Annotated in this window: 27 protein-coding genes; 14 read left to right on the top strand and 13 right to left on the bottom strand. The window is 65.6% G+C overall.

Translation table 11 applies throughout. From position 1 onward, the window contains the following. Nucleotides 1–67: 67 nt before the first annotated feature. The gene (locus G6N33_RS25160; RefSeq protein WP_044506023.1) at nt 68–904 is read left to right on the top strand and encodes an alpha/beta fold hydrolase; all 837 of its coding nucleotides are present in this window, start codon (nt 68–70) and stop codon (nt 902–904) included. A gap of 14 nt (nt 905–918) precedes the next feature. On the opposite strand, the gene G6N33_RS25165 is transcribed toward G6N33_RS25160, so the two are convergent. Further along, on the bottom strand, nt 919–1,794 hold the full coding sequence (locus G6N33_RS25165) for a LysR family transcriptional regulator (RefSeq protein WP_044506021.1): 876 nt from the start codon (nt 1,792–1,794) through the stop codon (nt 919–921). Nucleotides 1,795–1,885: 91 nt separating this feature from the next. Here G6N33_RS25165 and G6N33_RS25170 point away from each other — a divergent pair, with 91 nt between their 5' ends. Next, the gene (locus tag G6N33_RS25170) at nt 1,886–2,278 is read left to right on the top strand and encodes a tautomerase family protein (protein WP_044506019.1); all 393 of its coding nucleotides are present in this window, start codon (nt 1,886–1,888) and stop codon (nt 2,276–2,278) included. Next, entirely contained in the window at nt 2,275–3,240 is a 966-nt protein-coding gene (locus G6N33_RS25175; RefSeq protein WP_101528284.1) for an NAD(P)H-dependent flavin oxidoreductase, read from the top strand. The genes G6N33_RS25170 and G6N33_RS25175 overlap by 4 nt, the downstream gene beginning before the upstream one ends. A 31-nt stretch (nt 3,241–3,271) precedes the next feature. Here the strand turns inward: G6N33_RS25175 and G6N33_RS25180 are convergent, their stop codons facing one another. Beyond that, nucleotides 3,272–3,961: a hypothetical protein gene (locus G6N33_RS25180; protein WP_231382643.1), complete on the bottom strand. Its 690-nt coding sequence runs from the start codon at nt 3,959–3,961 to the stop codon at nt 3,272–3,274. Nucleotides 3,962–4,157: 196 nt separating this feature from the next. Here G6N33_RS25180 and G6N33_RS25185 point away from each other — a divergent pair, with 196 nt between their 5' ends. The 5 genes from G6N33_RS25185 (at nt 4,158) to G6N33_RS25205 (ending at nt 7,079) form a co-directional block, all read left to right on the top strand. Next, a complete protein-coding gene (locus tag G6N33_RS25185) occupies nt 4,158–4,370 on the top strand; it encodes a hypothetical protein (protein ID WP_231382392.1) in 213 nt (70 codons plus the stop codon). After that, nucleotides 4,340–4,981, top strand: a complete 642-nt coding sequence (locus tag G6N33_RS25190; RefSeq protein WP_044506012.1) for a nitroreductase family protein — start codon at nt 4,340–4,342, stop codon at nt 4,979–4,981. Before G6N33_RS25185 ends, G6N33_RS25190 begins: the two co-directional genes overlap by 31 nt. Continuing rightward, a complete protein-coding gene (locus tag G6N33_RS25195) occupies nt 4,981–5,475 on the top strand; it encodes an SRPBCC family protein (RefSeq protein ID WP_044506011.1) in 495 nt (164 codons plus the stop codon). The genes G6N33_RS25190 and G6N33_RS25195 overlap by 1 nt, the downstream gene beginning before the upstream one ends. A 69-nt stretch (nt 5,476–5,544) precedes the next feature. After that, complete coding sequence (locus tag G6N33_RS25200; protein WP_061555721.1) at nt 5,545–6,105, top strand: hypothetical protein; 561 nt, start codon at nt 5,545–5,547, stop codon at nt 6,103–6,105. Between the two features lie 2 nt (nt 6,106–6,107). Next, nucleotides 6,108–7,079 carry an FAD-dependent oxidoreductase gene (locus tag G6N33_RS25205; RefSeq protein WP_101528283.1) on the top strand — a complete coding sequence of 324 codons (972 nt, stop codon included), beginning with the start codon at nt 6,108–6,110 and terminating at the stop codon, nt 7,077–7,079. Here the strand turns inward: G6N33_RS25205 and G6N33_RS25210 are convergent. The 3 genes from G6N33_RS25210 to G6N33_RS25220 all read right to left on the bottom strand — a co-directional run bounded on the left by G6N33_RS25210 (nt 7,063) and on the right by G6N33_RS25220 (nt 9,589). Beyond that, a complete protein-coding gene (locus G6N33_RS25210; RefSeq protein WP_101528282.1) occupies nt 7,063–7,485 on the bottom strand; it encodes an anti-sigma factor antagonist in 423 nt (140 codons plus the stop codon). The two genes, G6N33_RS25205 and G6N33_RS25210, sit on opposite strands and share 17 nt — an antisense overlap. 504 nt (nt 7,486–7,989) lie before the next feature. Further along, nucleotides 7,990–8,388 (bottom strand): phage holin family protein, encoded by a 399-nt coding sequence (locus G6N33_RS25215; RefSeq protein ID WP_044506008.1) that lies wholly within the window; start codon nt 8,386–8,388, stop codon nt 7,990–7,992. A 133-nt stretch (nt 8,389–8,521) separates the two neighbouring features. Next, on the bottom strand, nt 8,522–9,589 hold the full coding sequence (locus G6N33_RS25220) for an amidohydrolase family protein (RefSeq protein WP_044506007.1): 1,068 nt from the start codon (nt 9,587–9,589) through the stop codon (nt 8,522–8,524). A gap of 128 nt (nt 9,590–9,717) precedes the next feature. Here G6N33_RS25220 and G6N33_RS25225 point away from each other — a divergent pair, with 128 nt between their 5' ends. Further along, nucleotides 9,718–10,929, top strand: a complete 1,212-nt coding sequence (locus G6N33_RS25225; RefSeq protein ID WP_408632808.1) for an MFS transporter — start codon at nt 9,718–9,720, stop codon at nt 10,927–10,929. Here the strand turns inward: G6N33_RS25225 and G6N33_RS25230 are convergent, their stop codons facing one another. Together G6N33_RS25230 and G6N33_RS25235 are read right to left on the bottom strand one after the other, a co-directional pair. Continuing rightward, nucleotides 10,930–12,216, bottom strand: a complete 1,287-nt coding sequence (locus G6N33_RS25230; protein WP_456299188.1) for a competence/damage-inducible protein A — start codon at nt 12,214–12,216, stop codon at nt 10,930–10,932. Nucleotides 12,217–12,251: 35 nt separating this feature from the next. Beyond that, nucleotides 12,252–12,557: an MTH1187 family thiamine-binding protein gene (locus G6N33_RS25235; protein WP_044506005.1), complete on the bottom strand. Its 306-nt coding sequence runs from the start codon at nt 12,555–12,557 to the stop codon at nt 12,252–12,254. A 38-nt stretch (nt 12,558–12,595) separates the two neighbouring features. Between G6N33_RS25235 and dtd the strand changes: the two genes are divergently transcribed. The 3 genes from dtd to G6N33_RS25250 are packed head-to-tail and all read left to right on the top strand — an operon-like array spanning nt 12,596 to nt 14,808. Next, a complete protein-coding gene (gene dtd, locus G6N33_RS25240; protein ID WP_044506004.1) occupies nt 12,596–13,027 on the top strand; it encodes a D-aminoacyl-tRNA deacylase in 432 nt (143 codons plus the stop codon). A 54-nt stretch (nt 13,028–13,081) separates the two neighbouring features. After that, complete coding sequence (locus tag G6N33_RS25245; protein ID WP_044506003.1) at nt 13,082–13,993, top strand: class I SAM-dependent methyltransferase; 912 nt, start codon at nt 13,082–13,084, stop codon at nt 13,991–13,993. Nucleotides 13,994–14,013: 20 nt separating this feature from the next. Next, nucleotides 14,014–14,808: an HAD family hydrolase gene (locus G6N33_RS25250; protein WP_101528291.1), complete on the top strand. Its 795-nt coding sequence runs from the start codon at nt 14,014–14,016 to the stop codon at nt 14,806–14,808. Here G6N33_RS25250 and G6N33_RS25255 read toward each other — a convergent pair. The 4 genes from G6N33_RS25255 to G6N33_RS25270 all read right to left on the bottom strand — a co-directional run bounded on the left by G6N33_RS25255 (nt 14,805) and on the right by G6N33_RS25270 (nt 19,438). Next, entirely contained in the window at nt 14,805–15,830 is a 1,026-nt protein-coding gene (locus G6N33_RS25255) for an alcohol dehydrogenase catalytic domain-containing protein (RefSeq protein WP_044506002.1), read from the bottom strand. The genes G6N33_RS25250 and G6N33_RS25255 overlap by 4 nt on opposite strands. A 21-nt stretch (nt 15,831–15,851) precedes the next feature. Beyond that, the gene (locus tag G6N33_RS25260; protein WP_163771705.1) at nt 15,852–17,786 is read right to left on the bottom strand and encodes a flavin-containing monooxygenase; all 1,935 of its coding nucleotides are present in this window, start codon (nt 17,784–17,786) and stop codon (nt 15,852–15,854) included. A 90-nt stretch (nt 17,787–17,876) separates the two neighbouring features. Further along, nucleotides 17,877–19,232 (bottom strand): HNH endonuclease signature motif containing protein, encoded by a 1,356-nt coding sequence (locus G6N33_RS25265; protein ID WP_044506000.1) that lies wholly within the window; start codon nt 19,230–19,232, stop codon nt 17,877–17,879. Beyond that, on the bottom strand, nt 19,229–19,438 hold the full coding sequence (locus G6N33_RS25270) for a hypothetical protein (RefSeq protein WP_155945858.1): 210 nt from the start codon (nt 19,436–19,438) through the stop codon (nt 19,229–19,231). Before G6N33_RS25270 ends, G6N33_RS25265 begins: the two co-directional genes overlap by 4 nt. A gap of 156 nt (nt 19,439–19,594) precedes the next feature. Between G6N33_RS25270 and G6N33_RS25275 the strand changes: the two genes are divergently transcribed. Together G6N33_RS25275 and G6N33_RS25280 are read left to right on the top strand one after the other, a co-directional pair. Next, complete coding sequence (locus G6N33_RS25275) at nt 19,595–20,059, top strand: hypothetical protein (RefSeq protein ID WP_044505999.1); 465 nt, start codon at nt 19,595–19,597, stop codon at nt 20,057–20,059. A 118-nt stretch (nt 20,060–20,177) separates the two neighbouring features. Then, entirely contained in the window at nt 20,178–21,308 is a 1,131-nt protein-coding gene (locus G6N33_RS25280; protein ID WP_044505998.1) for a nitronate monooxygenase, read from the top strand. A 6-nt stretch (nt 21,309–21,314) separates the two neighbouring features. Here the strand turns inward: G6N33_RS25280 and G6N33_RS25285 are convergent, their stop codons facing one another. Together G6N33_RS25285 and G6N33_RS25290 are read right to left on the bottom strand one after the other, a co-directional pair. Further along, entirely contained in the window at nt 21,315–21,539 is a 225-nt protein-coding gene (locus G6N33_RS25285; RefSeq protein WP_044505997.1) for an Rv1893 family protein, read from the bottom strand. Nucleotides 21,540–21,584: 45 nt separating this feature from the next. Further along, nucleotides 21,585–21,890 (bottom strand): hypothetical protein, encoded by a 306-nt coding sequence (locus G6N33_RS25290; protein ID WP_044505996.1) that lies wholly within the window; start codon nt 21,888–21,890, stop codon nt 21,585–21,587. Nucleotide 21,891 lies beyond the last annotated feature (1 nt).

A 21,891-nucleotide genomic window follows, 5' to 3' on the forward strand; every position in this document is an offset into this window, starting at 1 on the left:
ATCACGTTCCTGTCGAGCTACCGTACAGCATGACCGACCAGTCGGTCAACGGACGAGAGGGATAGCCATGCCGACGATCCACACCCGGGCAGGCCGGGTAGCCTATGACGAAAGTGGCTGTGGCCCAACGGTTTTTCTGCTGCATGCCACCCTGCACGACCGCCGCGACTTCGACCCCGTCCGCGCGACGCTGGCCCGCCGCTACCGCACCGTCGCGATCGACTGGCCCGGCCACGGAGACTCCGACCCGGTCGGCCCGGCCTTCGAGCCCGGTGCCCCATTGTTCGCCGATGTCCTCGAAGACGTCGTCGACGGGTTGGGCGTCAAAAGAGCTGTGCTGATCGGTAATTCGGTCGGTGGATTTGCCGCCGCACGGTTGGCGATCACCCGGCCGGCGTGCGTCGCGGGACTGATCCTGGTCAACACCGGAGGTTTCGTTCCGTTGGGCCGGACGACGCGGGCCTTTTGCCGCATCGTCGGCTCGCCGGTATTCGTGCGCCTGGGCGCGCCGGCATTCATCCGGGGCTACATGAAGGCCAAGACCGACAGCGACCGCGAAATCGCCCGGCGCGCGATAGCCGCGGCGAAAACGCCGGAAGGTAGTCGGACACTGACCGGCCTATGGCGTAGCTTTGCGACACCAGAACACGATTTGCGAAGCCGTGCAGCAGAATTGATCGCGCCGACGCTGATCGTGTGGGGCCGCAACGACATTGCGATACCGTTGCGCGCCGGGCGCGCCACGCACCAGACGATCACGAATTCACGCTTCGAGATCCTAGACACCGGGCATGTGGCCTTCTCGTCAGATCCGGCGGGCTTCCTGGCAGTCGCCGAGCCGTTCCTAGAATCGGTTACCGACGTGCCGGCTCGGCACTCCATGGATGCGCATCAGAAACCGTAGGTGCACAACGGATGTCAGGTGTCGTACTCGGCGGCGCTGGCCACCGCGGCCTCGACGAACCGGCGCAACTCGGCATTACGTGCGCGCCCCAGGAAGGCCAGGGACACCTCGCTCGGCGGTGCGCCACGCAGCGCGATGAACCGCACGGCGGGGTGAATGTTGCGCCGGATGGCGACGTCGGGGATCACCCCGATGCCTCGATCCGCGGCAACGGATTCGATCCATTCGTCGAAGTTCGATGTCTCCACGACTGTTTGTGGGCCCTTGCCCGTCGGCCACGACCACGGTCCGGTGGTGCCGCTGGCGACGTTGACCACCAATGGCCATTGCGGCACCTCGGCCCAGTCCAACGCCGACTGCCGCGCCAGGCGCGAGTGCACCGAACACACCGCCACCCGTGACTCGTTGAACAAGTGCACGACGCGCACCGAGGTCGAGCTCACCTGGCCGCGTACCACCGCGATATTCACCCTGCCCTGCTGCACCGCGGCCAGCGCATCATCGGTCCGGATCAAACTGACCGTCGTTCCAGTGGCCCGCTCGAATCGGGCGACGGTGTCCTGCGCCCACGGGTCGGGCAACAACCAACTGAAGCCCAGACGAATACTGCCCCGGCGCCGCACGGCGTCCACGCCGCGTTCGAGTTCGGCCAGCACCCGTTCGACGTGTTCGAAGAACGCCCGCCCGGCATCGGTCATCTCCACGTGCCGCGAGCTGCGATCGAGCAGGGTGACGCCGAGCGCGTCCTCCAACTGGCGGATCGTGCGGCTCAGGGCGGGCTGGGTGATCGTGAGCTCATCGGCCGCGTGCGTGAACGACTGCAGTCGCGACACCGTTTCGAACGCGCGCAGGTGACGCAACTCGACGCGGCCACCATCCAGCACGCCCATGCCTGACAAGCATAGATACCGCACGACAGGCATTTCACAGCCCTGTGTCGCGGCCCTAACGTCGGGGGTGAGGCGCACTGAAGGAGGGAAAATGCCGCTGCTGTACCTCGACCAGATCGACGGTCGCAGCCCGTCGGAGATCCAGGCGTTGCTGGACGCCGCGCATGACGCCGTCGTCGACGCATTTGAGGTGCCGCCGGGTGACCGCTACCAGGTGGTGCGCACTCATCCAGCGCACGAGATTGTCGCCTGGGACACCGGTCTCGGCATCGACCGCTCGACGCGGCTGGTGATTGTGCATGTGGTCAGCCGCCGGCGCACCCGCGCGATGAAGGAACGATTCTACGAGTTGCTGGCGGCCAACCTCGCCGAGCGATGCGGGGTCGACCCGGCCGATCTGATCGTGTCGATCGCCGAAAATACAGACGCGGATTGGTCTTTCGGTCACGGTCGGGCGCAATTCCTCACTGGAGAACTGCAATGAGCACGACGCTGACGACCCGTCTTGCGAAATTCTTTGGCATCCAGCACCCGATCCTGCTCGCGCCGATGGACGTGGTCTCCGGGGGGCGGCTCGCAGCTGCGGTGACAGCAGCAGGCGGCCTGGGGCTGATCGGTGGAGGATACGGTGACGCCCAATGGTTGCAACGCGAATTCGATTTGGCCGACGGAGCAAGGGTCGGATGCGGCTTTATCACCTGGAGTGCGGCCCGCGATCCCGAACTGCTGGACATAGCTTTAGCGCGGCAGCCGGTCACGATCATGTCGTCGTTCAGTCATCCACGCGCGTTCGCCGACCGCATTTTCGGCGCCCGTGTCCCCTTCACCTGTCAGGTTCAGACACTCGAGCAGACACGCCAGGCCATCGACGCCGGTGCGGATGTCATAGTGGCCCAGGGCGGCGAGGCCGGCGGGCACGGAATGGCTCTGCGCTCCACATTTACGTTGGTGCCCCAGGTGGTCGACTTGGTTGCCGAGCGTTCACCCGAAACGCTGGTGGTGGCGGCCGGCGGTATCGCCGACGGCCGCGGCCTTGCGGCGGCGCTGGCGCTCGGTGCCGACGGTGTGCTGGTTGGAAGCAGGTTTGTCGCGTCGGCGGAGGCACTGGTATCGCCGCGAGCTCTGCAGCGAATCATCGAGGCAAGTGGCGACGACACTGTTCGCACGCAAGTCTATGACCGTGTACGACAAGCGGATTGGCCGCCGGAATATAACGGGCGGGTGCTGAGAAATTCGTTGATCGAGACGTGGCATGGCAACGAGCATGAACTCGTGACGCGCTTACCGGAGGTGCTGAACTCTTTCGAGAAAGCCGTCGCGGTGGAGGACTTTAACAGTGTCACCCTGCCGATCGGCGAGGCGATCGGACTCGTTCGCGATGTTCGGCCGGCCGGCGAGATCGTGCGCGACATGGCCAGTGATGCCGCCCGCATCCTGGGCCGGTGATGCTCAGGACCCCTAAAAAAGCTCAGGACCCCTAAAAAAGAGGTGACCATTCGGAGGTGCGCAGTAACCGGCTGGTCCACTGGTCGCGCAGGTCGAGGGCGTCATACATCCAGGTGCCCGGCGCCCGGTACTCGGCGGGGATATGGCTGCGCAGCAGGTCGAGCAGCGCGTCCGGCCGACTGATCCGCTGCATCAGGATGACCTCGCGCCGCACATGACTGCCGAGGGCGGGCTGGAATGCGGCGTGCATCGTCAGCATCGACGACGGCTCTTCCAGGCTCTTCGCGTACACGTCGCCGCAGCGGACGATGTATTCGTCGAACTTGTCCTCGTAGGGCCACATGGTGTCTTCCATGTACAGCGTCATTTCGTGTTCTCGGCCGTCGACCGGAATCTCGTCGAGCGCCACGTCGTGCAAAGGTGACCACGGCAGCGGCATCAGCAGCTTCGCTTGGACCTCGTGTCGCAGCTCGTCGACGTGATGCAGCCAGTCCTGCAGATCACCCTTTTGCACCCGCAGGTTCAACTGCTCCCACGCCGCCCCGTCGCGTACGGCGGTGACGGTCACGACGGTGTACGCGGGCCCGCTGCCGTGCGCCTGGTTGGCGTACCACAGCAACCGGGCGTCGTCGCCACGTCCCAGCAACGGCATCCATGCGTCGCGGAACGCCGCCTCGAACTCGTCCTCCTTGCGGCCGCGCACCGTGTGTAGTTCGTGCATGAACAGCACGCACAGACCTCCCAATCGGCGGCGCCGGGCTGCAGGCCGCTGCACGGACCGTAACGCCGCCCGGTTGCGGGCGTCCAGGCCCGGTGCGGCGAATGCACAATCAGCCGAGGTGAGCGGCCTAGACAGCCCGCTCGAGGATCTGGTTTGCTGACTCGGTACCCGTCCTTAACCGGGCAGGAGTTCGGCGATGGCAAGGCTCAACATGCCGGCGGGCCCCGGTGGCGAGGCCGCCATGATCTGGACGCTGCGGCCACAACTCGGCGGCATGGTCGAACGCATGATCCGCGGCGCCCACCAGCAGAGCATCGTGGCGCCCGAGCAGCGCGAGCTTGTGCCACCGACCTCTAGCCAGGCATCCGGAAGGAACCAATGGATATCGCCACCGTCGACGAGCTGCTGAGCACCACGCGGTCGGTTCGCAAACGCCTTGACCTGACCCGTCCGGTCGGTCGCGACGTCATCCTCGAGTGCATCCGACTGGCGATGCAGGCACCCACGGCCAGCAACGCGCAGGACTGGCGCTGGCTGGTGATCACCGATCCGGAGAAGCGAGCCGCGATCGCCGAGATCTACCGCGGCATCGGGGCCCAATATCTGGGGCAGGCGGCCGACACCGCGACCGACCCCCAAACGCGGCGGGTGTACCAAAGCGCGCGGGCCCTGACCGACACCCTGGCCCGGGTCCCGGTGCACGTCATTCCGTGTCTCACCCAGCGCATCGACACCGCCGAACCCGGCATTGCCGCCGCCGCGTGGGCCTCGATCATCCCGGCCGGCTGGAGCTTTCTGCTGGCACTGCGCTCGCGTGGGCTGGGGTCGGTGTGGACGACGATGCATCTGTTCAAGGAGTACGAGGTCGGCGAGCTGCTCGGGATTCCGCCGACCGTCACGCAGGCGGCATTGTTCCCGGTCGCCTACACGATCGGTACCGACTTCCGCCCGGCCACGCGGCCACCAGCGGAGACCGTCACATATTGGGATACCTGGAAACAGCCTGCCGGAGAACCGTGATGCAGTCCTACACCGTGCGATTCCACGTCGATGCGCCGCCGCGCAAAGTGTGGCGGGTGCTGCACCCGCCGGTGCCGCCGAACGCGCCGCGGCCACGGGTGCTCACCTGGCCGACCGGCAGCATGGAAATCCTCAACGAGGGGAATGAAGCCGGCCAGGGGCTGGTCCGTACCTGCGTCTTCGAAGTTCCCAAATACCTGCTGACCGGCGGCAGGGCACGGTCCTGGGAAACGGTGACCGAGGCCGAGCTGAACAAGCTGTCGCGGTATGTCGCCGTCGGCGCCCCGCTGTGGTCGCGCGCCGAGGGCTATCACCGGCTCGAGGAACAACCCGACGGCAGCACCGTGCTGACCTTTCACGAGACCCATCACGCCTATAACCCGGTGCTGCGGTTTTTCCTCGAACGCCCGGTACACGCCAAGATTTCGCGGGACAACCTGCAGACCTATGCGCACGCGCTCAGCTACGCGAGCAAGGTGCGGCGGCTTGCCTGACCGTTGCCGCCGCCCGACGGATTTCACACCGGTATGAATTAGGTTCCCGACTCGGTACCCTCGATTTCTATGGGTGGAATACCGACTGCGACACGGATTGCGGTTGCGGGTCTGCTGATCACGGGGTGGGCCGCGGCCGCGGTCGTTGCCAATGCGGACCCGGACGAGACACACGGACCGGCTCCCGGCCCGGTGGCATCCCCATCGCCAGCGGCGTCACCGGCACCCGCGACACCGTCCGCATCGCCATCACCCGGCGCCGCGCCGGCACCCGCGGCGCCGAAGACGGTTATGGACAAGGACGGTTTGTACGCCGTCGGCACCGACATCGTGCCCGGCATCTACAGCAGCGCCGGCCCCATCGGCGACGGCACCTGCTACTGGAAGCGGACGTCCAACCCCGACGGTGCCCTGATCGATAACTCGCTCACCAAGAAGCCGCAGGTTGTCCGGATCGAGCCGACGGACAAGGCGTTCAAGACCGACGGTTGCCAGCCCTGGCAGCTGACCCCGGACGCCACACCGCCCCCGGACGTCGCCGGGCCGGTCGCCGGAGCCCAGGTCCAGGGCATCATCGGGGGTCTCAACGGCTTGCTCGCGCCGCACGGACAGCGCGTACCCGGTACCTGACCGTGGCCGACGGCTCCAGCGCGCAGATCATCGTCGTCGGGGCCGGGGTCAGCGGACTGACATCGGCACTGTGCCTGGCCGAGGCCGGATGGCCGGTTAGGGTCTGGACGGCCGCACCGCCCCAGCAGACGACCTCGGTTGTTGCCGGTGCGGTATGGATTCCCCCGCGTCCCGTTGAGCGTGCCGTCGAAACCCTCGGGTGGACCGAGTTCTCGCTCGGGGTGTTTCGCGAACTCGCCACCGATCCCGACACCGGGGTGCGTCTGGCGCCGGCGCTGAGCGTCGGGGAATTGAGCGCGAGCGAGGCGATGTCGTCGGCCGCGCGGTTGATTCCGCAACTTCGGCCCGCGGAGCCAGCCGAGCTGCCGGACGGGTACGAGGTCGGTTTCCGGGCCACCGTGCCGATGATCGACATGCCGCACTACCTCGAGTACCTCACGCGTCGGCTTGCCGCGGCCGGTTGCGAGATCGAGGAACATCCGGTGCGGTCGTTGGCCGAAGCCGCCGACGAGGCGCCGATCGTCATCAACTGCACTGGGCTCGGCGCGCGCACCCTGGTTGGTGACAACACCGTGCGGCCGTTGTTCGGCCAGCATGTGGTGCTCGCGAATCCTGGTCTGCAGCAACTCTTTTTAGAGATCACTACCGGTCCGGAGTGGGCCTGCTACTTCCCGCACCCGCGTCGGGTGGTCTGTGGCGGAATCAGCATCGCCGATCGCTGGGACACCACCCCCGAGCCTGGCATCACCGATCGCATCCTGGAGCGCTGCCGCCGGGTCGAACCGAAGCTACGCCATGCCGAGGTGGTCGAGACGATCGCCGGCCTACGGCCCGGCCGGCCCACTGTGCGACTGGAAGTCGAGACGCTCGGGACGGCGCGCTGCGTCCACAACTACGGCCACGGTGGCAATGGCGTCACCCTGTCCTGGGGATGCGCCCGCGACGTGGTGCGCCTGGTCAGCCCTGCTCGCTGACCGGCGCGAGGGCCGTCTCGACCGTCGCGTAGGTCGGCAGCAACCGGCGCAGCCCGCACGCGGCAATGGTTCGGGCCATCACGGGCTGGTGGGTGACCAGCCGTAGCGCGACACCGCGGTTGCGGCACTGCACCGCCTCGTGCGCAAGCGCGGCATAGCCGCACGAGCCCATGAAGTCGAGCTCGCGCACGTCGATGACGAATGGACCGGGCGCAACGATTTCAGCGGAGTTGCGGCTCAGCAGGTCTTGCCAGGTGCGCTCGTTACTGGCGTCGATGTCACCGCCGACCGTGATGACCACCGAGGAACCCGCCCGCTCGGCGACGGCGCGCAGACCACTCGGCTCGTCACCGACGTAGCCGCGGCCGTTGTGGGGCGGCGAAATTCCCCTCGCGGCAGTATCCATCTTCGCGACATCCCGTCGTCGTAGGCTGTTAGGGCGACGCCGCCCTTATCCCGAATAAGGTCGGCGGGGTCGTCATCAAACCGACCCCCGTCGGTTTTCGCGTCGCGGCCAAGCATATGTGGAATGGGTATTTCGCGGCATGAATTGTGCAAATCGATGAATTTCGCGTGGCCGCCGTACGGCCGAAGGACACTGAAACCCTTACTATTTCAGTAACGGTAGCAATGACAAACCGAACCGGTGAAGCATCAGCGCCAAAGATCGGCCCGAGCCCGAGGCGCGGGACGCGCCCGACGCCGTTCATGCGGTGTTGTACCGCTTTCCGGTATCCAACCCGATCGTCGCCGCGGGTTGATGGATACCGCTTATGACTACGCTGAGCAAATCACGGCCAACACACCGCCGGCCGTTTGCGACCGAAACACGGCACACCAACCGGGTTTTCACGACCGAGGATGCCAACTGGCCCGCGCGTTCGCCGTGAAGCGACCAGCGCGGTGACGGTCAGCGGGTGCGGCGGTTGACATCGCGGACCACCAAGGACAACAACCAGCTGACGATCGACAACAGGATCGCGGCCCAAATCGCCGTCCACCAAAAGTGGTCGATGGCCAATCCCCAGTGCGTCGTGTGCTCGGTGATCTGGGCGGTGATCCACAGCATCAGCGCATTGACCACGATGTGGAACAGACCCAGGGTGAGGATGTACAGCGGGATCGACAAGATCTGGACGATCGGCTTGATGAACGCGTTGACCAGACCGAAGATCACGGCGACGGCCAAGATGATGCCGGCCCGCTGCAGCTTCGTGTCACCGCCGACGAACCCGATCCCGTGGACGAAGTGCGTGACCAGCCAGAGCGCAAACCCGGTCACCACCGCACGAAGCAGGAACGCCTTCATGACCCCGATCCTCCCATTTCTGGTGCGCAGGAAACTCCGGGGGTTTCGGCTTGTCCGCGCTGTCCCGGCGCGCTGGCGTCGCAAAGCGATGTGTCAGCGGTGCGGACCCGCCCCGTCTTGAGAATGCTGTGGGTCAATTCAGGTTGTAGAACCGCTGCGCGTTGCGGCTAGCGATCTTTTCCCGCGCGTCATCGCTGATGTCCGCGCGGGTGCGCAGGTGCTTGGTGCTCTCCGGCCACTCGCCGTCCCAGTGTGGATAGTCGCTGGCGAACATGATGAATTCGGCGCCCAACACGTCGATCACCCCGGGCAGGATCGGTTCTTCGGGCTCGCACGTCACGAAGATGTTTCCCGCCGAAAGGTACTCATGCGGATCGCGGCGCCAGCCGTGCTCGACCCAGTTCCCTCGTTTCTGGTAATGCTCGTGCAGGCGGTCCATGAAGAACGGGACCCAGCCCGCACCCGCCTCGAGGAACGCCACCCGCAGCCGGGGATGGCGCTCGAAGACGCCCCCGGAGACCATCGCCGTCATCGCCGTCATCTGGTCGAAGGGAAAACTGATGCAGTGCACCTGGATGTAGTTGGTGAAGCGGTCCACGCCGATCTTCGGCAGGTGAATTCCCGGGGCGCCGTGAATGCCCAGCGGCATCTCGAGGTCCACGGCGGCGGCGTAGAACGGGTCGAGATCCGCATGGTCGAGGTTGCGAGTTTTCAGCGCCGGCGGGACGAGCGCGGCCACCAGACCGAGCTCTTTGGCCTCGGCTATGACGTCGATTGCCAGCTGCCCGTGTTCGACCGGCGTCACCGCCACGCCGCGCAGCCGGCCCCCCGACGAGGCGCAGTAGTCGGCGATCCACTGGTTGTAGAGGCGGGCAAAGCCCGCGGCGAACTGCGGATCTTCCAGGCTGGGCGCGCAGAGCCCGAGGCTCGGATAGAGCACCATGGTGTCGATGTGATCGCGGTCGGCGTCACCGAGCACCCCTTCGGGCGACGAACAGTTGATGTTGGGCGACTTGCTGATCCCGTGCTCGGGCGGGCAACCGGCGCCCGGCCCGCGATCCTCCGGATAGTTACGGCCTTCGATCATCAGTCCCAGCCGCCGATCGGTGCTGGGCTTGACGTGGTCGGGCCAGCGCTTGATTGCTTCGATCGCCAACGAAGAGTTCTCTGCGACGTGTCCATCGGCGTCGATAATCCGCATGTATCGGCAACTTACTCTTGCTGTTTTCAGTGTGGAACAGGCTCGCGCGGGCGCGTAGTGTGCGCCAGGATGCTTTCGTGACAACACAAAAGATCAGTGCCGATCAACGCAATTCGTTCATCGCGGCAATGCTCGGTTGGACGATGGACGCCTTCGATTACTTCATCGTGGTGTTCGTCTACGCCGATATCGCAAAGACCTTCCATCACAGCAAGGCCGAAGTCGCGTTTATCACGACGGCGACACTGATGATGCGCCCGGTCGGTGCCCTGCTATTCGGTTTGTGGGCCGACCGGGTCGGGCGGCGGACTCCGCTGATGGTCGACGTGATCTTTTATTCGGTGGTCGGCTTCCTGTGTGCGTTCGCGCCCAACTTCACCGTCCTGGTGATCCTGCGGCTGCTGTACGGGCTGGGCATGGGCGGCGAATGGGGCTTGGGTGCCGCATTGGCAATGGAGAAGGTTCCCGTCGAGCGGCGCGGGTTTTTCTCCGGGCTGCTGCAGGAGGGCTACGCGTTCGGCTATCTGCTGGCGAGTCTGGGATCTCTGGTGGTGTTGGACTGGCTGGGCCTATCGTGGCGCTGGCTGTTCGGGCTGTCGATCATTCCCGCGTTGATCAGCCTGATCATCCGGTACCGGGTGCAAGAGTCCGAGGTGTGGGAAGCCGCCCAGGACCAAATGAAGCTCACCAACACCAAGATCCGCGACGTGCTGCGCGACCGCGCCATCATCCGCCGCTTCGTCTACCTGGTGCTGCTGATGACCGCTTTCAACTGGATGAGCCATGGCACGCAGGACGTGTACCCGACCTTCCTGAGTTCTACGGCCAACCACGGTGCCGGCCTCGACGGCGTGACGGTCAAGTGGATTGTGGTGCTGTACAACGTCGGTGCGATCATCGGCGGACTGTTCTTCGGTTCCATGTCGCAGCGGTTCAGCCGCCGTTACACGGTGGTCTTCTGCGCCATACTGGGCCTGCCGATCGTGCCGATGTTCGCCTTTTCACGCACCGCGGCGATGCTGTGTCTCGGGTCGTTTTTGATGCAGGTCTGCGTACAAGGGGCCTGGGGCGTGATTCCCGCGCATCTGACCGAGATGTCGCCGGACGCCATCCGCGGTCTTTACCCCGGTGTCACCTATCAGCTCGGCAATCTGCTCGCCGCATTCAACCTGCCGATCCAGGAACACCTGGCAGAGTCGCACGGTTATCCGTTCGCGTTGGCGGTCACGATCGTGCCGGTGTTGCTGGCGGTGGCGTTTTTGACGCTGATCGGCAAGGACGCGACCGGAATCCGCTTTGGGACGGCGCAAACCGCTTTTCTGCCAACAGAAGTGCGGTGATCAGAGCGGAGGTTCGCCGTTCAGCGCGCGACGCAGCATGTGCATCGCGACCGTGGTCGAGCGCTCCCGGATGTCGGAGCGATCACCGGGCAGTCGCAGCGTGCGGGTGTGACTGCGGCCTACGGAGCCGGGCGGGCCCAGTCGCACGGTGAAGCAGACCGTTCCGACCGGCTTGTCCGGGGTGCCGCCGCCCGGTCCGGCGATGCCGGTGATGGCGACGGCGGTATCGGCGTCGAAGCGCCGGGCCGCGCCCGCCGCCATCGCCTCGGCCACCGGTTCGGACACGGCGCCATGCGCTTCGATCAGTGCGGGCTCGACGCCGAGCAATCCGATCTTGGCGTCGTTGGAGTAGCTCACGACGCCACCCATCACGTAGCCGGACGAGCCGGGTCGGTCGGTCAGCCGGGCGGCGACCAACCCGGCGGTGCAGGACTCCGCGGTCGCAATCCGGCGGCCGGTCAGTAGGCGGGCAACTACGTCGTCGACCTGCGACCCGTCTTCGGAATACAGCTGCTGGCCGAGTCGATCCCGCATCAGCTGCCTCAATCGGGCGTAGGCCTCAGATGCGGGCGGCTCGTAGCGGGTGACCATTTCAATCTCGCCCCGCCGCAGGCAGGTGGTGATCTCCAGCGCGTCAAATCCCGGTACGGCCTGTTCGGCGTCGCGCAATGTCTCGGCCAGCCCCGACTCGGGCAGCCCGAACATCCGCAGGGTCTCCTGGCGGTAGATCGTGCGGCCGGCAATCGCCTGCTGAGCGCCAGGGGTCTGGATGGCCTTGTGCCACATCGGCTGCAGCTCGCGGGGCGGGCCGGGAAGGACGATCACCGTCGGCTTTCCGGGTACCACGACGCCCGGTGCGGTACCGACCGGATCGAGTACCTGCGCACCGGCGGGAATCATCGCCTGCTTGCGGTTTGCGGCACGCACCGCCTCGAAGCTCTTCGAATCGAAGTGTGCCATAACCCTTTTGAGGATGGTGGCGATCTTGTCTTCGACTTCCTTATCCAAGACCAGGTCACGCCCACAGAAGCGGGACACCACCTCGACGGTCATATCGTCTGCCGTGGGCCCCAGACCACCGCTGGTGACAATCAGATCCACGCCCTGGTCGGCCAGAAAGCGTAGCTGTGCCTCGATGTCGGCGGGCCGGTCGCCGCAGATCGTGATGTGGGCGAGCTCCACGCCCAGTTCCAGCAGTCGGTCGGCGATCCACGGGCCGTTCCTGTCCTGGACTCGCCCGGTAAGGACCTCGGTTCCGGTGACGACAATGCCCGCGCGTGCGCTCACCGGCATGAGCCTACTGGCGCGAGCCGCTACCGGTGTTAACCCTCGGCCAGGTGGCGCTCGACCGTCGCCACCTTCTGCGTGATCGCGTCTTTGGCACCGGCGCGCGAGTCCACTTTGATGACGGTGCTGACCCGCGGTGCTCGAGCGGCCACCACGTCGACGGCGCGCTGGACGACGCCCATGACCTCGTCCCAGGTATCGCCCTCGATGACGGTGAACATTGCGTTCGTTTCGTTCGGCAAACCCGACTCGCGCACCACGCGAATCGCGTCGGCAACGAGCTCGCTCACGCCATCGCTCACGCCCAGCGGAGTGACAGAAAATGCGACTAGGACAGACACTCGACGAGCCTACCTGTCCGGCCTGGCAGCATCGAGCCATGCGGGTTCTGGTGCAACGAGTCTCGTCAGCGGCGGTGACGGTCGACGGCCAGCTGGTCGCCGCTATCCGGCCCCAAGGTCAGGGGTTGCTGGCGTTCGTCGGGGTGACCCATGACGACGACCCCGCCAAGGCGCAGCGCCTTGCCGAAAAGCTGTGGAGGCTACGTATTCTCGCGGATGCGCGCGCCGCCGCGGACGTCGGCGCACCGGTCTTGGTGGTGAGCCAATTCACGCTGTACGCCGACACCGCGAAGGGCCGCAGACCCTCCTGGAACGCTGCCGCTCCCGGAGCGGTCGCCGAGCCGCTGGTTGCCGCGTTCGCCGACGCGTTGCGCGGGTTGGGTGCCGCGGTCGAGACCGGCCTGTTCGGCGCGCACATGCAGGTCGAATTGGTCAACGATGGACCGGTAACAGTGCTTTTGGAACTGTGAGAGCGCCGCCGCGGGTACCGTGGTGAGGTCGGCGCACACCGGGAGGGGCGATCCATGAGCACTGGGCCCGAATTCGGCTCGCTGCGTTCCGATGACGACCAATGGGACATCGTCAGCAGCGTCGGATATACGGCCCTGCTGGTGGCCGGTTGGCGTGCCGTGCACGCTCTGAGCCCCCGGCCGTTGGTCCGAGACGAATACGCAAAGGTTTTCATCGCGGCCGCACAAGACCCGTATTTGGCGAATGCGCTTGCCAATCCCGGAAGCAACGACGACGAGACCGCATTTCCGCGGTTGTACGGCGTGCAGACACGATTTTTCGACGATTTCTTCGGCTCCGCGGGTGCGGCCGGTATTCGGCAGGCGGTGATCGTCGCGGCGGGATTGGACTCCCGGGCCTATCGCCTTGAATGGCCTCCCGGGACAATCGTTTTCGAGATCGACCTGCCAAAGGTACTGGCCTTCAAGGCGCGGGTGCTGGGCGAGCATGGTGCGGCGCCCCGCGCCGACCGCGTCGAGGTCGCCGCCGACCTGCGCACCGACTGGTCCCGGCCGTTGGAAGCGGCCGGCTTTGACACCGAAATGCCCAGTGCCTGGTCGGTGGAGGGAATCTTGCCGTATCTGACCGACGAGGCCCAAAACACGCTATTCACCCGGATCAGTGGGCTCAGTGCTCCCGGCAGCCGAATCGCTATCGGCGCACTGGGATCGCGACTCGACCATGAGCAGCTCGCCGCGCTGGAGAACGACCATCCCGGTGTCAACATGTCGGGCAACGTGGACTTTTCCGCCCTGACCTACGAGCCCAAGGGTGACCCCGCCGAGTGGCTGGCCGGGCACGGCTGGTCCGTCGCCCCGGTGCGTACCACGCTGAATCTGCAGCAGGGCTATGGTCTGACGCCGCCCGAGGTCGACGTGAAAATCGACAGCTTCATGCACTCGCAGTACATCACCGCGACCCGGTAGCGGGAGTCAACATGGCCACGATGACGAGACTCTCGCCCGCCGACGCCATTGCCGAGATCGTGGCCAGCTCAGCAGGACCCAGTGTGGGTGCGATCTTCGATCTCGACGGCACGTTGGTCGACGGCTTCACCGCGGCCGTTCACCTCGGTGAGCGAATCAGGCGCAGGCAGGCCGGGATCGGCGAGGTGCTCGGCGCCTTCGACGCCGCGCTCCGCTACCGTTTCGGGCGCCTCGAGTTCGAGCACCTCATCGTCCGGGCCGCGAGTTATCTGCGGGGCGAATCGCTGCGTGACCTCGACGAGGTGGGTGAGCGGTTGTTCGTCGAACGTGTTGCCGTGCGGATGTATTCGCACATGCGCGACATCGTCGAAGCACATCAGCAACGCGGCCACACCGTGGTGCTGAGTTCGTCGGCGCTGTCCATGCAGGTGCTGCCGGTCGCGCGTTTTCTGGGCATTCGCAACGTGCAATGCAACCATTTCGAACTCGACGAGCGCGGACGGCTGACCGGCGATATCGTCAGGCCGATCGTCTGGGGCACATCCAAAGCATCTGCCGTACAACAGTTCTGCATCGACAACGGCGTCGCGCTGCAGCGCAGTTATTTTTACGCCGACGGCGACGAGGATGCCGCGGCCATGTCGGTGGTGGGTTTTCCGCGACCGGTCAACCCGCGTTCGGGCCTGGCCGCCGCGGCGGCGGTGCACGGCTGGCCGGTGATGTGCCTGGCGTCGGTGCGTCGCCGCCGGCCGAGGCGGGCCCTGCGCTACCTGGCGAACCACGTTCGCCGCGACGCCCGCCGGGACGCCGACTAGGGCGTCAGCAGCACCTTGACATCGTCGCCGGACCGTGCCTGCGCGGTGGCATAGCCCTTGGCCGCTTCGTGCAACGGCAACGACGTGGTGAAGATGCCGTCGACGTTGAGCCGCCCGGACTGCAACAGCGGAATCAGCTCGGGCCAGGTGCGCTGCACCGGCGCCGTGGTCATCCGCAGGGTAATGCTGCGAATCAAGCAACCCAGTGCGTTGAGCGGAAACGGGTTCAAGTCGTGCACCCCGACCACCGAAACGGTGCCGCCAGGCCGTACTGCGTTGAGCGCATCCGTCAGCGAGGCGTCCGTGGCGACTGCGTCGATCACGGCGTCGGCGCCGCGGCCGCCGGTCGCGGCCAGGATCGCCTCTACCGCCGGCGCTTTGATCGGCGCGGCCCCCCATCCCGCGGCGCGGTGCAACCGGCCGTCCACCTGGTCAACAGCGAAAACTGTTGCAGCGCCTTGAAACAGAGCGCTACGCAGGGCACACAAACCGACCGCGCCCAGACCGAACACCGCCACGGTTCCACCCAGCGGAATGTCGGCGCGCTGGGCCGCCGCCCAGCCGGTGGGCAGGTTGTCGGTGAGCAGCAGGGCCTGCTCGGTGGTGATCCCCTCGGGCACCTTCAACAGCTGGAAATCCGCGGCCGGGACGGCGAGCAGGTCGGCCTGCGCGCCGCCGAGCAGGCCGCCACCGAAGATCTGAAAGCCGGCGTAACACAGGACCGGATCGCGGGTGGCGCATCCCGGGCAACTGCCGCATCCGGTCACCGACGACACCATCACCTGATCTCCGGGTTGGACCGTGCGTACGTCGGGGCCGACGTCCACGACCGTTCCGATTGCTTCGTGCCCCAACGCGATCGGGTCGGGCATCGGGAAGTCGGCTTCGTAGAAATGCAGATCGGATCCGCAGATGCCGGCGGCGGCGACTTCGACGATCGCTCCGCCGACACCGGGCACGGCCGGATCCGGGCGGGTGTCGATCCGGATATTGCGGGGGCCGTCGACGACTACCGTACGCATGGCGGGGTGCTCACTTCCTGACTACGAATTACGGTGCCGCACAACTAATTGGGACCAGTCCGGCTCACGGACCGCGGCCCAGTACTCGTTGAGCCGCCACGGGCTGACGGTGTGGATTTCCCCGTCTGCGTTCTTGAAGTAGGAGTGCTTGACCGCGGGGTGTGACCACACCATTTTCTTGATCTGTTGCTGCGTTCGCCGATGCCAATCTTTGGCCGCCTCGGCCGTGGATTCGATCGAGTGCACGCCGGGTTCGGCCAGCCGCTTCAGGCACTGATCGATGTAGCGCATCTGCAGCTCGGACTGGAAGATCAGGCTGCCGCCGTGGGCGAGGTGGGTCCCGGGCCCGTAGATGATGAAGAAGTTGGGGAAGTCTGGAACCATGATGCCCAGGTAGGCGTACGGTCGGCTCCCCCACATTTCGTGCAGGTCAATTCCGTTGCGGCCGACCACTTTCAGCGGCCACAGCACGTCAGTGTGTCGGAATCCGGTGGCGTAGACGAGGACGTCGGCGTCGTGCGCGACGCCGTCGTCGGTCACCACTGCGTGCGCCGTGATCTTCCGGATCGGGGTGCGGACGAGGTCGACGTTGTCACGCTGCAGCGTTTGTAGCCAGCTGCCGTTGTCCTGCAGGGTCCGTTTGCCGCAGGCGGGATAGTCGGGCATCACCTTGGCCAACAGCTCCTCGTCGTCGCCGACCTGGCTGGTGATCCATTGCGAGAACATCATTGCCGCGGCGGCGTTGATGTCGCTGACCGCCGCCTGTTGATCGGCATAGTTGGGGTCGGCCTCCGCCGCGTCCAGACCCTTGTCCGAGCCGGGCCACAGGACCAGAAAGCGGTACCAACGTCCGTAGCACGGCAGGTGCCGCATTGCCCAACGCACGCCGTCGCCGACCTGGTCGTGGTACATCGCGTTCGGGAACATCCACTGCGCGGTCCGCTGGAACACGGTCAGCTGCGCGACGTCGCCGGCGATTGCCGGCGCGATCTGAAAGCCGCTGGCGCCGGCACCGATGAGTGCAACCCGCTTACCGCTAATGTCGACCGAATGATCCCAGGCGGCGGAGTGGAACGATGGGCCGGCGAAGCTTGCTGCACCGTCGAATTCGGGGATCTGCGGTCGGTTGAGCTGGCCGACGGCGGTGATCAGGGCTCGTGCCCGTAGTTCGGTGATCTGCCCGTCGGCGCCACGCACCGCGACGGCCCAGGTGCCGTCGTCGTCGTCCCATTCGGCGGCCAAAACCTCGGTTTTCCAACGGATGTGCTCGGTCAAGTCGTGTTTTTTCATCACGTCGGTGAAGTAGCGCTGCAGCTCATCGCGCTCGGCGAAGAAATGAGACCAGTCGTTGTTCGGTTCGAAGCTGTAGCAATAGAAGTGGTTCGCCACATCGACGCGGGCCCCGGGATAGCTGTTCTCCCACCAGGTTCCGCCTGGGCCGGCGTTCTTTTCGACGATCGTGAACGGGATGTTGGCCTGTTTGAGCCGAATGCCGGCCAGCAGACCGGATTCGCCGCATCCGACAACGAGCACCGGGAGGTCGGCCGCCTGCTCGGCGGGTATCGGCGCCGGCCGGCGGGGGTCGAGGCCGTCCAGGTCGAGTTCTTCGGAGACCAGCGGCAGGTAGTCGTCGGGCACGTGTTCGCAGGCCGCCCAGTCCAGCATTTCCCGGATCAGGTCCGAGCTCAGGGGTGCGGGCTCGGGGCAGCCACGGTCGCGGTAGTCGGTGATCACGGTGAGCGCCTCGGCGCGGGCGCGGGCCTTGTCCTCTTCGGACATGAACCCTTGCACCTCGTTGAGGAAGATGCCCATTTGCTTGTACTCACGGATGAAGCGCGGGTCGCCGGTGATGTGCACGAGCGACAGCAGCAGCGTCGGGATGCTGAGGTCCTCCAGCGCCATCGCGATTTCCGGGGTCGGCGTGGTGAAAGGGCGGCCGGAGTAGGGGCTGCGCATCGAGCCGATCCTTTCGACGGGGAAAGCCGATTACGCTACTTGCCGTTTCGTAATTGGCAGCACTACGCTACCCGCTGCCGACTGGGCCGATCAAGGGCCGTCATCGCATAGCAACGTCTCTGGGTGATGAAACGTGTTGGTGCGCGGTTGACCTCGCTCCTGGTGTGGCGGAGGGATCCATTCGATGTCGCCGTTGGTGCGTTTGCGGGTCGTCCAACCGCCGGGCTTTATCAGCCGATGGTGTGGCCCGCACGCGAACGTCAGGTTGTCCATGCCGGTTGTCCGGCAGACGGCGTAATCGTCGACATGGTGAACTTCGCAGAGATACCCGGGGACCTCGCAGCCGGGCGCCGAACAACCACGGTCCTTGGCGTGCAGGACAATTCGTTGTCCCGGTGAGGCCAGCCGTTTGGTGTGATAGAGGCCGATCGCGCGGCCGTCGTCGAAGATCGTTAGGTAGTGGTGCGCGTGGCGGGCCATCCGGATGACATCGCTCATGGGCAGCAGCGTGCCGCCCGCCGTTAGCGCCTTGCCGCTGGAGGATTCCAATTCGCGCAGCGTGGTGCTCACGATAATGGTTGCCAGAAGCCCGTTGTGCTGGCCGAGTTCCCCGCTAGCCAGCACCGCGCGCAGCGCGGCGTTGAGCCCGTCGTGGTTGCGTTGGCTCGTCGAGCGGGAGTCCCGTCCGATTGCCTCCTCCCCCGGCGCGCCGTCGACGATGGGCGCGAGGTCCTCGGGATTGCACATCCCGGGCGCGGCCAACTTCGCGAGCACCGCCTCCAACGTGGCGCGCGCTTCCGGGGTGATCCAGCCGCAGAGCCGCGACATCCCGTCGATGTCCTGCTTGCCCAATGTCAATCCGCGCCGGCGGGCGCGATCCGTGTCGGTGAAGATGCCGTCCGGGTTGAGGCAACAGGCCAGTCGGTCCGCCAGCTTGCGCAACTGCTCCGGGCGGAACTCGGTGCCGCGTTGCGCCAATTGCCGTTCGGCGATGGCCTGTGTTTCCACGTCCACCCAGGACGGCAACGCAGCGAAGAACTGGCGAATCACCGCGATCTGGCCGGTTCCGATGGCGCCCTCGCGTTGGGCGGCCGCGGTGGCCGCCAACCGTGGTTCCAACGGCTCACCGGTGAGCGCTTGGCGTGGCCCCAGGTCGTCGGCCTCGGCGATTCGTCGTGCCGACTCGGCCCGGCTGATGCTCAGACGATCGGACAAGGCGTGGGTGAGTTTCCCGCCGAGTTCGTCGGAGGTGGCCTGCCGGGCGAGTTGGTTGATCATCTGGTGACCGGGCACGTGGAGTTTGCGTGTCTCGCGTTCGATCGCTTCGAGCAGGCCGAGGAGTTCCGGATTCGTCATCGACTCGTAGGAGTGCTGCTGGACACGGGAGACCGCCGCGCGCAACGCGTCGTAGTCCTGCTCGATCTGCTCCCGGCTCGCCAGGGTCATGGCCGGCGCTCTCGATGAGTGAATGGGCTGGTCAACTCATCACGAAGCGCGTCGAGTTGACCCGCAATTAGTACATAACGTTCGAGGACGGCGCGCAGCTCCGCGAGAGTCGGCGTGTCACCGGGCAGGGCGGCGTGACAATCGTCCGCCGCGTCGACCGCGTCGAGAATTTGACCTAGCCAGGCCAAGCTAGCTGTCGAACGCATGTTCGAAGGATAAACCCGGAGACTGACAAGTTTGCCGCCCGATAAACCCCTGAAACGTAAGTGGCGCAAGTGATTTTGTGGCTACCGTGGCTTTTCGTGGCCGCTGCGAAACAATGGGTACCGTGCCGAACCCGATTGACGGGAGGTGCAAACCTCATGGGCGCGTTGCTCACGGCCTGCAGCGGATTCCTGTTCGCGATCTTGTGGATGGACTTGATATTCGACGTGCAGGTGCTGCGCCACCGGTCCGCCGATGACGAATTGCCCGAGCCGGTCCTGGCCTCCGTCGCCGGCTATTACCACCGCGCGACCACCTCGTCGCGACCGATGAGCCGGCTGGTTGCGCTCGTCATGTTGACTCTGTTGGCCGCGTTGGGATTTCAATCAACCCGCGCGGAAGATCCCGGCTGGCTGTTGCTGCTGTCGGCGGGTCTCGCCGGCATCCCGACAATGCTGGCGTTGACGCAGACCGTGCCCGACGCAATCCGGCTGGGCCACCGCAGCGACAGTGCGCGCGAACAGAGTCGGCTGGCGCGATCGGTGTGCCGCGACCACCTCATCTGCGCCGGCTGCATGTTCGTCTTCCTCATGCTGTGGTTAGGCCGGGCCCTGGCGGCGTGACCGACTCGCGGCGACACGTCGTAGTCGCGGCGGGCTAGTCGGGGGCCCCTGGCCACGTCATCGCAGCAAGTATTAAACTAGAACACGTTCCAATTCGGCGAGCATCCCAGGAGTTGTAATGCATACCCCTATTTGCGACGAACTCGGCATCGAGTTCCCGATCTTCGCCTTCACCCACTGCCGCGATGTCGTGGTGGCGGTCAGCAAGGCCGGGGGGTTCGGCGTTCTCGGAGCCGTCGGCTTCACGCCCGAGCAATTGGAAATCGAGCTCAACTGGATCGACGAGAACATCGGCGACCACCCCTATGGCGTCGACATCGTCATTCCGAACAAGTACGAGGGCATGGACTCCAACCAGTCCGCCGAGGAACTGGCCGAGACGCTGCGCAAGATGGTGCCGCAGGAACACCTGGATTTCGGGAAGAAGATCCTCGCCGATCACGGCGTACCCGTCGAGGACAGTGACGGCGACACGTTGCAGTTGCTCGGCTGGACCGAGGCGACGGCCACGCCGCAGGTCGAGGTGGCGCTCAAGCACCCGAAGGTCAAGATGATCGCGAACGCGCTCGGCACTCCGCCCGCCGACATGATCAAGCACATCCACGATGCCGGCCTCAAGGTTGCCGCGCTGTGCGGATCGCCGTCGCAGGCACGCAAGCACGCCGATGCCGGCGTCGACATCATCATCGCCCAGGGCGGCGAGGCCGGCGGACACTGCGGCGAAGTGGGTTCCATCGTGCTGTGGCCGCAGGTCGTCAAGGAGGTGGCTCCGGTCCCCGTCCTCGGAGCGGGCGGCATCGGCAGTGGTCAGCAGATCGCCGCGGCCCTGGCGCTGGGCTGCCAGGGTGCCTGGACCGGTTCGCAGTGGCTGATGGTCGAGGAATCCTCGAACACCCCGGTTCAGCAGGCCGCCTACATCAAGGCGGGCAGCCGCGACACTGTCCGCAGCCGTTCCTTCACCGGCAAGCCCGCCCGGATGCTGCGCAACGACTGGACCGAGGCCTGGGAGCAGCCGGGCAACCCGAAGCCGCTCGGAATGCCGTTGCAGTACATGGTGTCCGGTATGGCGGTGCGCGCCACCAACAGGTACCCCAACGAGTCCGTCGACGTCGCCTTCAACCCCGTCGGGCAGGTGGTCGGTCAGTTCCAAAAGGTCGAGAAGACCTCGACCGTGATCGAGCGCTGGGTGCAGGAGTACTTGGAAGCGACGAACAGGCTCGACGAACTCAACGAGGCCGCCGTCGTCTAGCGGCGGCTACTCCTCCCCTACGTCGTAGTTGCCGCCGGTCAAGACCTCCTTGGTCTTGTCCACTGCGTGGGTTGCGATGTCGATGGAGTTCTGGACGATGCTGCTGGCGCCGCCCGCAATATCGCCGCGAATCATGTCGCCGACGTTTTCTACGATGTCCGACGCCTTGTCGACGGCGTTGGTCGCGATGTCCTTCACCGCGTCTATCGCGTCTTTGGGATTAACCGCCATCGGAGTCTCCTAATCGTTGGGGGACTTTGCTCCGACTCTAGATTGTCAGTAGTTCACCAAGCCGCGCCAATAGTCCTCGGGGATCTCGGCGCCCGAGCGCAACACCCGCGCCAGGCCGATGGCCATCGCGATGCCCAACAGTCCCAGCCACAAACCGGCCAGTGCGATCACCGCCCACAGCACGGCGGTGATCGTCGGCCACGGCGACAGCATGGCCAGCACCGGAGCAAAGAAGAAACCGAGGCCGATGTACCAGGCCGAGCCGGCCCGGTCGGATGCCAGCACGAAGCGCAGCCACCGAGGAATCGGATTCTGCGGAATCGGATTCTGAGCCGACGGACGCTCGGGCATG

The sequence above is a fragment of the Mycobacterium simiae genome (assembly GCF_010727605.1).
Classification (GTDB): domain Bacteria; phylum Actinomycetota; class Actinomycetes; order Mycobacteriales; family Mycobacteriaceae; genus Mycobacterium; species Mycobacterium simiae.